Genomic DNA, 11,555 nt, shown 5'->3' with positions numbered 1-11,555 from the left:
TATTAAATTTATTAATAATATTTTCTATAAATATTATTATACAATAAATAATGACTATATTAACGAAGAAATCTAATACATTAATATTTATTCCATAATTTCCATGAAACAAATTATAAAACAATCTAAAATTATTAATATTTTCTTGATATATAATTAAATAGCTACACGGAAACCCAAACGATAGCCCTTGGTCTTGAAGTATATTTCCTGATAGAAGAAATGAAATAAATATAACTATAAATACAGCCAATTTAAGCTCCCAAGTATTTATTCTTCTAATACCATTATTGCCAGAACCTAAACGCTTAATTATTTTTTGCATAACTCCTCCTCTTATATCCTTCCAATTCTATTTCCTTATTATAACATAAAATTAAAATCAGTAATAAAATCTTTAAACATATCTAAGAAATAATTATATATAGTATGTTTCAATTAGTTTCATTTATTTTTCATTTGATATTTACTTAGCCCACAGACATTCCAAATGTAATTTCATTATTGGAATATATATTAAATAAAAAACTATAATACTTATACAACTACATTTCCTTAACTCTGATAAGCCATTCTTTTACTAGTGAATTAAATAAATCTTCCTGTTCTATTTGCAGATTATGTCCAGCCCTATCTAATACTGCAAAAGCTGCTCGAGGAAAACTATCTAATAATTTCCACGCATCTTTGTAACCTACACAATCATCTTGTCTTCCCAATAAAATTACTGAAGGTTTATCATAAATTATACTTAACCTATCTACATCAAATGAAAATCCATATCCACCATTTTTCATAATATTTTGTAAAAATTCACTGTTTGCAATTTCTACTCCACACATTATTTCTTCCTTATATCGTTTATATATTTTTTCATTTTGAACCACTACATTATTCTCAAAATCTTCCGCTTCTTCTGATGTTAATCTTGATAATAATTCTGAATCTTTTACTAAAACAACATGTTCAGGCACATTTCTATCTTTATATTCTGGTATTATAAGTGGACAAATTAATGCCACACCATCAATTCTATCCTGCATTTTATAAATTATGCCTCTAGAGATATATCCTCCATAAGATTCCCCTACTAATAAAAACTTTTCGTTAGGCACAGCCTTCTCAATAAATTCAATTACTACATCAAGCATAATATCAGAATTTGAAATCCAATCAGCACTTTCTGATTTACCCATGCCTGGTAAATCAACATATATTCTTTTGTAGTTATTTTCGTCTTTAAATAAAGGTTCCATACACCCAGTCATTAATCTATGATCTGGATAATACCCATGTATCATAATAATTGGTTTTCCTTCTCCTATTACTTCATAATTTATGTATATATCTCTTATCTTGCACTTCATAATCTTGCCTCCAATCTCATCTCTTATAATTTATTATAATACTGCTTATGTGGAATTAATAGGTAATAATAATTTCTATATTATTTGTTACACAAAAAGAGCTATCACTAAATTAAAATAGCAATAACTCTTTTATACTCTTATTCATCCTTTGAATATATAATTTTTCTTATACTTTCCAAAGAAAGAAAAAACTCTTCGGATAATTCTTGAATTTTATAACCAGATTTATGTTTATTTTTTATTTCAGCATTTCTATTTCTTATATACATCCTACTTCCTGAATTTTCGCCCCACTTTTTTCTCTTTTCTGCTTGAGTAGGAACATATATATATTCACCTTGAATATATTTTTGAATTTCCTTAACCAAATCATCTGGTAAAATCATTTCAGCTTTTCTATATTTCACAAAGCTCAGCTCCTTAAATTAATATTTCAAATTTAAGATACAAAGCCTGTACTCTATGATAAACAACATAGAATTATAAATATTTTATTTACAACTGCCTTTGTGCAAATTATCATACATTCTGATTACAGACTTTGCACAAAATCTTTTGAGTTCTTCGCGTTCTAAAAGCTCAAACCTCATATTTTAACACCTCCAGTAAATTAAAACATTAAAATGAGTATTGCTTATTAGCAAAATTATATCGGAATATAATTCCTTTATATTAATATTCATTTAAATTAACTACATTTATTTATACTTTATAATAATACTTTTCTCGCAATTTCAACTGATTCTTTTGCATCTTTTGCATAGAAATCAGCTCCTATTCTTTCTGCCGTATCTTTTGTAAGTACCGCCCCTCCAACAAATATTTTTCCATTGTAGCCATCTTCCCTTAGTGCTTTTATTGTTTCTTCCATACTCTTAAGAGTTGTAGTCATAAGTGCACTTAATCCAATTAAAGAAACTTCATGGTTTTTAGCTTCTTCTACAACAGTTTTAATTGGAACATCTTTTCCTAAATCTATCATTTCATAGCCATAGTTTTCCAAAATAACTTTTACTATATTCTTTCCAATATCGTGAATGTCACCTTTTACTGTTGCCACTATAATTTTTCCTTTTGAGATACTCTTCGTATTACTTTTTACTATTTCTTCCTTTAAAATACTGAATGCATTTTTTACAGTTTCGGCTGATTGTATTAACTGCGGTAAAAATAATTCACCTTTTTCATATTTACTTCCTACTTCGTCTAAAGCTGGAATCAAATATTCATTAACTATTTCAAGCTCTTTTTTGCTCTTTAAAAGCTCTATAGTAGCTTGTTTAGCTTCCTCTTTTAAACCTTTAATAACAATATACTTTAAATCATGATCTGCATTTGCATTGCTATTAGCACCTAAATTATTCTTTGCTGTTCCTTTAGCAGTAACTTCTGTTGATACTTCTACATTGGCATAATTATTTATATAGCTTTCAGCACCTTTATCATAATTATATAAAACATTGTAAGAATCAATAACTCTAGTCATTCCCTTGGCATTAGGGTTAATTATTGGTAAGTCCAAGCCGTTTGCAAGAGCTAACGCTAAAAATGTTTCATTTATCAACTCTCTATTTGGAAGTCCAAAGGATATATTCGAAACTCCAAGTACTGTTTTAACCCCTAATTTTTCTTTAACCATTCTTACAGCTTTTAGGGTTTCTTGAACCTCTTCCTGCTGCGCTGATACTGTGAGTACTAAACAATCTATAAATACATCTTCTTTTTTTATCCCATATTCTACAGCCTTATTTATTATTTTTTTTGCAATCTCAAATCTTTCTTCTGCTTTTGCTGGAATTCCTCTTTCATCTAAGGTTAATCCTACAACACTTGCTCCATATTTTTTAACTAAAGGAAGTATTTTATCTAAGACAGTATCTTCCCCATTTACAGAATTTAAAATTGGCTTTCCATTATAATATCTAAGCCCAGTTTCTATAGCTTTATGGTCAGAAGAATCAATTTGAAGAGGTGTATCTATAATACCTTGTATTTCTTTTATAACTTTATGCATCATACTTGGTTCATCAATTTCAGGAAGTCCTACATTAACATCCAAAATGTGTGCTCCAGCTTCAATTTGTGAAACGGCTTGACTTAAAATATAATCTAAATCTCCATTTTTTAATGCCTCTTTAAATATCTTCTTTCCAGTTGGATTGATTCTTTCTCCAATAATTCTAACCCCATCTATTCTTACAACTTTTGATGGTGTACAAATTGCAGCGTAGCGCTCTCTTGTAATAGGAATAATTTTTTTCTCTTTGACTGTGTTCGATAATTCCTTAATATATTCTGGAGTTGTTCCGCAACACCCTCCAATAATTCTAACACCAGAATCTATAAAACCGCATAAAGTATCTGCGAATTCTTCTTTAGTAACATCATATCTTGTCTCATTTCCTATTGATAAGGTCGGAAGTCCTGCATTTGGCTGAACCATTACTGGTATATGCGCTATACTGCAGATTTCCTCAATTACAGGTTTTAATTGTTTTGGTCCAAGAGAGCAGTTAACCCCAAGTGCATCAACTCCTAAACCTTCCAAAACAAGCACCATAGCTTCTGGGGAGCACCCTGTAAAAGTTCTAAGGTTTTCTTCAAAGGTCATAGTACAAAACACAGGTAAATCTGAGTTTTCCTTTGCTGCAAGTATTGCTGCTTTAAGCTCATATAAATCAGTCATTGTTTCAATCAGGATTATATCTACCCCTGACATAGTTCCTTGAATTACCTGGCGTCTAAAAATCTCATATGCTCTATCAAAACTTAGAGTACCCATAGGCTCTAAAAGTTCCCCTATTGGACCAATATCTAAAGCAATATATGTATTGCTGTCACCTTTAGCTCTTTTTGCAATCTTTACTGCTGCATCTACTGCATCTTCAACTTCTAAATTACAAAGCTTAAGCTTAAGTTCATTGGCACCAAAAGTATTTGTTGTTATCACATTTGCTCCACTATTAATATACTCTTTATGAATTTCCTCTATAATATCTGGCTCCTTTATATTTAAAAGTTCCGGATTTTCTCCAAGTTTTAAACCTTTTTTTTGAAGCATTGTTCCCATTGCTCCATCAAAAATTAATATGTTATCCTTTATATATTCTTTAAGCTCCACAGTTTTCTCCCTCTCTTCTAAAGCTGCAATTCTCATAGTTATTACATTCTTTGCAGCCCTTCTTTTTCTTTTTAATTCCATTATCAATTATTCCTATTATAGCCGTAACAGATTTTCTAGGAAACAACAAATTATTTTCAGATACAGTAAGTCCTATTTTCCTTTGAGCATCTAATGACCTTAAAAAATTATTTTGTACATCCAAAGGTAAATCTCCATAACCTGGACTATACCTAAAAGTTATATCCATACCTTCTTGAATAGCTTTTTCCTTTATATTGCTCTCTACTATATCGCAAACTTCTTCAACTGCAGTTGTAGCACAAGCATCTAATATAAGCGCTCTTGTTAAATTAGTTTTCTCATACAATCTAGTTTTCCTTTCAATTTCATTTCCTAAGGTTACAGCCATAAGTACGCATTGTTTCGAATTTTTTAAATGTTCCCGTATATCCTTTCCTTTCAAAATCAAATTAGTAGTAATAACTTCTACACCTTCATCGTCTTGCCTTATATCATTATAACTATACACAACTCTAGGCATAATTATCTTTTTGATTTCCTCTCTGCATTCATCAATCATTGTGCTAATGTTTTTATCTATATCCTGTCCCTTATAGCCAAGATACCTAAGAACTTCTTCCTTATTTATATCTAATTTCAAAGATTCTATAATAACGCCCCCCTTTATACAGTTTGCAATTAAATGCTGATAAGCTTTAAATTTCAATAGTTATATTAAAATTGTACTTAGATGATTTACAGTGCACAGTTTTCTATTTTTAGTTCTATTGTTTTTTGCATAATAAAAAGCCTAAAGGCATTCCTTTAGGCTTAAAAGCAATCAAAAACACCTTATCTTTCAGCTCTATTACGCTGCAGGATTTAGCACCTTATATATAAATATATCGGTTGCTGGGTTTCTTCGGGCCAGTCCCTCCACCACTCTTGATAAGTCTTATAATTAATTATTATATCTTTGAAAATCTTACTTGTAAAGATTTCATTTCTAAGTTTTAGTTACTTGTCTTATATTATTTATCTATTACTTCTTAACTAATAATAAAATTATGGATAATATACTAAAAGTTAAGCTGATTAACATTATGTATTTTACAACTTGAACAGTAGTAAGTCCTCTTTCCTCTAATCTAAAATGAATTTGACTTCTATCTGCCTGATAAACTGGTTTTCCTTCAGAAAATCTTTTAAATATAACAAATAAATTATCAAAAATCGGTACTGCTAACGCTAATATTGGTATAAACAAACTAAAAACAGTTGCCTGCTTAAATGCTCCCTCTAATGCTGTGATACTCAACATAAATCCTAAGAAATTAGCTCCAGAATCCCCCATAAACACTCTTGCAGGAAATTTATTATAATATAGAAATCCTAAAATAGTTCCCACAAGCATTATAGATACTACTGCTGAATCATTTTGATTTAATATTATTGCTGCTGCAAAAAATGTTGCTGCTGATATTAAGGATAAACCTCCTGCTAATCCATCCATTCCATCAGACCAATTAATTACAGTGGTAACTCCAAATATCCAAGTTATCGTAAGTATAAATTGTACTATTGGACTTAGCTGTATATAACTACCTGTGAAAGGATTCGTAAATCCACCCAAAAAAATACCTGCTTTAAACACTAAAATTGCAGATAACAATTGAACAACAAGCCTAGGAAATATAGCAAATTCCTTTCCCTTTGTCTTATACCAATCATCAATTAATCCTATTAATAATATCATAGTAGCTGCAACAAACACTGTTAATTGCTTGTATGGTTGATCTTCGTCTTTATAAAAAATAAAATATGATATAAAAAAGCCAATATATAAAGCTATTCCTCCACATAATGGTGTTGGCATTTTATGCTGTTTTCTTTTATTAGGCTTATCCGTAAAATGTACTTTATTAGCTAGCTTCATAAGAAAAGGCATGGTAATTAATGCTCCTAAAAGAGATACTACCATTGCTAAAATATAATTCATCTTTTCTACTCCTTAGTTAAGTCTATGAAAGTAAATTATATCCAAATGTTCCATCTTGGCTTACTTCCTATTTGATTATACTATTAAAGATATCGTATATCAATTACAAAATTATTAAGGTTATACCCTAAAACTATTTATATTTTTTATTCTGTTTTGATATCACATCCAAATTCTTCGTAGATTATATTGCTAATGGGGATTTCAAATGCTACAATTTAATAGAAACAAATGTAAATAAGGTTTTACTAAATACAGTTATATAGTTTATTATTAACTTTTATATTAAGGAGTGACTTTGATGGAAAAAATAGCGAGTTTTACAATTAATCATTTGGAATTACTTCCAGGTGTATATGTTTCAAGACAAGATAAGTTTGGGGATACAGTTCTTACAACCTTTGATATAAGAATGACTAGACCTAATTTTGAACCAGTTATGAATACAGCAGAAATGCATGCAATTGAGCATTTAGCTGCTACTTTCTTAAGAAATCATAAAGTTTATGCAGATAAAACTGTTTACTTTGGACCTATGGGATGTAGGACAGGCTTCTATTTGATTTTACATGGTGATTATAAATCAAAAGATATAGTTCCTCTTCTTACAGAATTATATAAATTTATGGCCGATTTTGAAGGTGATATTCCTGGTGCGTCTGCTAAAGATTGCGGTAACTATTTAGACATGAATCTACCAATGGCTAAATATTTAGCAAACAAATTTCTTAACGAAATTTTATTAAACATAAAAGAAGAGAATTTAAATTATCCAGCCTAAAGTAAATATAGAAAAGCATTAAACCAGCATACTAAATAAATAGTATGCTGGTTTATTTTTTTAATTTCTAAACCTTTAACTCCTTATGCATTCTTACTAAAATTTTTGTATTGGTATTAGCTTTACAACATATTCACTTAGGTACCCATTAATTCATATAATGTAATAGACTTTTAACAAACAAACCATACTTTAAAAAATTGATTAACTAAAAAGGGTGTGAATATAATGAAATATACTGACGTACCTGTACAAAAAATTGATCCATCTAAACCAGATACAATCCCAAAATTTATAGATAAACTACAAATTCCAGAAGTTGCAAAACCAGTTGACTGGATTGGAAAAGCTGCATATTATGAAATTCATATGATACAAGCATATCATAAATTTCACAGCTCATTCCCTTTTACCAGAGTTTGGGGATATGAAGGCCGTTATCCAGGGCCAACTATTGAAACTATGAAGGATAAGACCATTTATGTAAAATGGATCAATAGCCTGCCTTATAAGCATCTTCTTCCAATAGATCATACTCTTCATGGAGCTATTGATACACCTGATGTAAGAACTGTTGTTCATGTACATGGTGCCAATATAGAACCTCATAGTGATGGTTATCCAGAAGCTTGGTATACTCAGAACTATTCGATTACCGGGCCATCATTTACCAGAAAAATATATGAATATACAAATCATCAACAATCTGCTACACTATGGTATCACGATCACAGCATGGGAATAACAAGACTAAATGTATATGCTGGACTTGCTGGTTTTTATTTAATTAGGGATCCTCAGGAAAAAAGATTACATTTACCAGGAGGAATCTATGAAATACCAATGATGATACAAGACAAATCATTTAATGCTGATGGTTCATTATTTTATCCTGATACCCCTCCATTTCCTGTACCTGTTAAACCGTCAATAGTGCCAGGATTTTTAGGCAATACAATAGTAGTGAATGGTAAGGTGTGGCCTTATTTAAATGTTGAGCCTAGAAAATATAGATTTAGAATATTAAATGCTTCCAATAGACGAGATTATAACCTAAGCCTATCCAATAATTCTGAATTCTATCAAATTGGTACAGACAGTGGGCTTTTACACCACACAGCTAAAATATCTTCCTTCATCCTATATCCAGCTGAAAGAATAGATATTGTAATAGATTTTTCAAAATTTAAAGGTGAAGAAATAACTCTTCTAAATGCAAACACTGATCCTAATTTGTCAGTAATAATGAAGTTTAAAGTAACACTTCCTCTAAAATCTAAGGACACTAGTGACGTTCCAGAAGAATTATATCCTTTTACTCATATAGATGAAGAAATGGCTACAAATGTTCGTGACTTACCTTTAAATGTATCTACTGATCATTATGGCAGGCCAATGCTTTTACTAAACAATAGAATGTGGTCAGATCCTGCTACAGAAAAGCCTGAACTAGATAGCATAGAAATATGGAATTTAATTAATCCTGTTGCGAACCTTTCACATCCTATTCATGTTCACTTAGTTCAATTTAAGATACTAGACAGAAGACCTTTTGATATTCAGAAATATCAAACTGATGGTAAGATCGAATATACTGGTCCAGCTGAAGCTCCTCTACCTTTTGAACAGGGCTGGAAGGACGTTGTCAGAGCTGATGGTGGAAAAGTCACACGAATTATTATGCACTTTAAAGACCATTCAGGTGACTTTGTATGGCACTGTCACTTTCTCGAACATGAAGATCACGATATGATGAGGCCTCTTAAAGTAATAAAAGATTCCTTTTCTATAAATTAGAGCCGTATGAAATATCGTACAGTTTCATAAAACAATATAAAATTAGGAAACCATTAATAGGTTTCCTAATTTTATGCTTTCAATATATTAGTTAAACTCTTTAGCAATCGAGATATAATCAGCTTTTTCATTAAATAGATAATAAGTATTTTCCTCTAGTATCTCACCAGTTTCAATATATTTTTCAACATTAATTTTAAACTTCTCCAAATGATATTCTTTAAATGAATACTTTTCTTTTAACGTCTCTTTTATGCTCTTTTCCTCTTCTTTTTCCATATCACTTCTTATAAACTCTGGTAATCCCCTTTTTTTATAATAAATCAAATAATTGAACCTTATTATTTCTTTTACATATTTATTACTTTCTCCCAATATGTCTTCATTGAAGTCTAAAAATACTTTATAATATTCTACATTCCCTATATTCTTATTAAAATATCCTTGACTTTCAAAAAACATTCCTAAACTATAATAAAATTCAAATGGTGAATTGAACTTTTTCTCAAAATACCCAATTATATATTTGAACTTTTGTGAGTTATAATATTTATCCACCATTTCTTCAACTTTCTTAAGCTTTAATAGCTCTTCATAAGAAAGTTTATCGGTTTTTAAAATTTCATATGGTGGATATGGTGAATATTCCATCCCATATTTATCTGCATCTTCTCTCATAGAAGATCCCTTTAATAGTTTTAAGAAACCAAGTTGAATTTCTTCTGGTCTTATTTCATACATATCATTAAAAGATTTTTTAAAAGATTCATAATCTTCTCCCGGAAGTCCTGCTATTAAATCTAGATGCTGGTCTATATTTCTCAACGCTTCAATTTCTAGAACCTTTTCTTTTATATCATTAAAATTAACAAATCTATTTATATTTCTTAAAACTTCGTCATTAGTTGTTTGAACTCCAACTTCAAATCTAAATCTTCCTTTTGGAGCCTTTGATAAAAGTTCTATTTCCTGAGGCTTCAATATGTCTGCTGATATTTCAAAATGAAATTGAGTATTTGTATCTTGTTTTATTAAAAAGTCCCATATTGCCATAGCAAATTTAGAATTGCAGTTAAATGTACGATCAACAAATTTAACTAATCTGACTTTTTTATTAACAAAATACATTAACTCTTTTAAAACTCTCTCTATTTCTAAAAATCTAACTCCATGACTTGTAGACGAAAGACAATATTTACAATTAAAAGGACATCCTCTTGAAGCTTCATAATATACAATCTTATTGCTTAAATCCTCATCTTCATCATATGGAAATACTATTTCATCCATAGACATTAATGGACGCTTCTCATTAGAATAAACCTCGTCATTAATTTTATAATGTAACCCTCTAACATCTTCAAGCTTCATTTTTCCTAGTTTATATAAAATAAAATCTTTATAAGTCTTTTCACCTTCCCCTTCAATAACGTATTCTCCTACATTATTTTTTAGAAAGCTTCTTGAATCAAATGAGACTTCTGGCCCACCATAGAGAATTTCTATTTTAGGATTTACCTTTTTTATTAAATTGGAAACTCTTGAAACAAGTTCAACATTCCAAATATATGTAGAAAATGCTACAACATCTGGCTTTTCTTCAATTATTTCTTCTAATATTCTTCCTTCTCTATCATTTATAGTAAATTCCTTTATTCTTCCTTCATAATCCATATCTCTTGTAAAATTCTTTAAATATCTAACTGCTAAATTACTATGAATAAATTTAGAGTCTATTGCCGTAATCAGTACCTTCATCCTTAACTTTCTCCTCTGCTATAACTTTGGTTTCCAGTTTCCTTCCTCTAATAAAAAAAACATCTTCCCATGCTTTAGTTTCTTCTATTTTGAAGTATTTTTCAAGGATTTTTTTTAATTCTTCTATATTTGAGCTTAAAAGTATATTTAAGTTCTTAAATATAAATTCTTTTATTTTCCTATTCGGTAATATAACTCTTATTTTGTTATTGAATACTTTTCCTCTTTCCTTTTTTATGTCCCATATGAATATTTCTCCATCATCTCTTATATATGAGCTTACTTCCTTAATCAATCTTTCTTTTTCTAAACTAGTCCATATTTTATTTAGATCAAAAAAAAACGTACACGCATCATATTTTCTACTCTTTAATTCCATTTTTGTATCGCTACGTACATAATCTAAAGATAATTCTTCTTCTACTTCTTTAGAAATATTATATATAATACCGAGATTTTTATCTCCTACATCTAATATATCCCCTTCAAAAACAACATCTTCTAAATTTATTACTAATGTTTTGCCCATGCTGTTCCCTCCTACTTCATCTGAACCTTTGGTTATATTTTAACATTTTTTACATATTTTTGAACACATTATTTTTATTTTTTTAGATTCAAAAAAGATTCCTATATTTTTAGTAAAAAAGCTGCCTCAAAACAAAATTAATCTTGAGGCAGCCTATTGCTTTTCCGAATTTTTATACTAAAAATATTCAACTAAAT

General features: G+C 29.5%; 10 protein-coding genes and 1 riboswitch. Of the genes, 2 read left to right on the top strand and 8 right to left on the bottom strand.

Annotated features, from left to right (window positions below):
* The 6 genes from CLOBL_RS16655 to CLOBL_RS16630 form a co-directional block, all read right to left on the bottom strand.
* Nucleotides 1-325 (bottom strand): hypothetical protein (locus tag CLOBL_RS16655; protein ID WP_179117779.1); only part of this gene is annotated, 325 nt, incomplete at its 3' end.
* 220 nt (nt 326-545) lie between these two features.
* Nucleotides 546-1,367: an alpha/beta hydrolase gene (locus tag CLOBL_RS16650; protein WP_077860065.1), complete on the bottom strand. Its 822-nt coding sequence runs from the start codon at nt 1,365-1,367 to the stop codon at nt 546-548.
* A 140-nt stretch (nt 1,368-1,507) separates the two neighbouring features.
* Nucleotides 1,508-1,777 carry a CD3324 family protein gene (locus CLOBL_RS16645; protein WP_077860064.1) on the bottom strand — a complete coding sequence of 90 codons (270 nt, stop codon included), beginning with the start codon at nt 1,775-1,777 and terminating at the stop codon, nt 1,508-1,510.
* 302 nt (nt 1,778-2,079) lie between these two features.
* Nucleotides 2,080-4,491 carry a homocysteine S-methyltransferase family protein gene (locus tag CLOBL_RS16640; protein WP_077860068.1) on the bottom strand — a complete coding sequence of 804 codons (2,412 nt, stop codon included), beginning with the start codon at nt 4,489-4,491 and terminating at the stop codon, nt 2,080-2,082.
* The gene (locus CLOBL_RS16635; RefSeq protein ID WP_077860069.1) at nt 4,481-5,164 is read right to left on the bottom strand and encodes a vitamin B12 dependent-methionine synthase activation domain-containing protein; all 684 of its coding nucleotides are present in this window, start codon (nt 5,162-5,164) and stop codon (nt 4,481-4,483) included. The genes CLOBL_RS16640 and CLOBL_RS16635 overlap by 11 nt, the downstream gene beginning before the upstream one ends.
* 179 nt (nt 5,165-5,343) lie before the next feature.
* Nucleotides 5,344-5,449: riboswitch (SAM riboswitch) on the bottom strand.
* Nucleotides 5,450-5,536: 87 nt separating this feature from the next.
* The gene (locus CLOBL_RS16630) at nt 5,537-6,493 is read right to left on the bottom strand and encodes an MraY family glycosyltransferase (protein WP_077860063.1); all 957 of its coding nucleotides are present in this window, start codon (nt 6,491-6,493) and stop codon (nt 5,537-5,539) included.
* Between the two features lie 301 nt (nt 6,494-6,794).
* On the opposite strand from CLOBL_RS16630, the gene CLOBL_RS16625 reads away from it, so the two are divergent.
* Together CLOBL_RS16625 and CLOBL_RS16620 are read left to right on the top strand one after the other, a co-directional pair.
* Nucleotides 6,795-7,274, top strand: coding sequence for an S-ribosylhomocysteine lyase (locus CLOBL_RS16625; protein ID WP_009169589.1), 480 nt, complete (start codon nt 6,795-6,797; stop codon nt 7,272-7,274).
* Nucleotides 7,275-7,502: 228 nt separating this feature from the next.
* Entirely contained in the window at nt 7,503-9,071 is a 1,569-nt protein-coding gene (locus CLOBL_RS16620; RefSeq protein ID WP_077860062.1) for a multicopper oxidase, read from the top strand.
* 87 nt (nt 9,072-9,158) lie between these two features.
* On the opposite strand, the gene CLOBL_RS16615 is transcribed toward CLOBL_RS16620, so the two are convergent.
* Both CLOBL_RS16615 and CLOBL_RS16610 read right to left on the bottom strand, forming a co-directional pair.
* Nucleotides 9,159-10,829 carry a B12-binding domain-containing radical SAM protein gene (locus tag CLOBL_RS16615; protein ID WP_077860061.1) on the bottom strand — a complete coding sequence of 557 codons (1,671 nt, stop codon included), beginning with the start codon at nt 10,827-10,829 and terminating at the stop codon, nt 9,159-9,161.
* Nucleotides 10,798-11,358 carry a hypothetical protein gene (locus tag CLOBL_RS16610; RefSeq protein WP_077860060.1) on the bottom strand — a complete coding sequence of 187 codons (561 nt, stop codon included), beginning with the start codon at nt 11,356-11,358 and terminating at the stop codon, nt 10,798-10,800. The genes CLOBL_RS16615 and CLOBL_RS16610 overlap by 32 nt, the downstream gene beginning before the upstream one ends.
* Nucleotides 11,359-11,555: the final 197 nt, after the last annotated feature.

The organism is Clostridium sp. BL-8 (genome assembly GCF_002006495.1).
Taxonomy (GTDB): Bacteria; Bacillota; Clostridia; order Clostridiales; family Clostridiaceae; genus Clostridium.
This window is presented reverse-complemented; position numbering and strand designations above follow the sequence as displayed.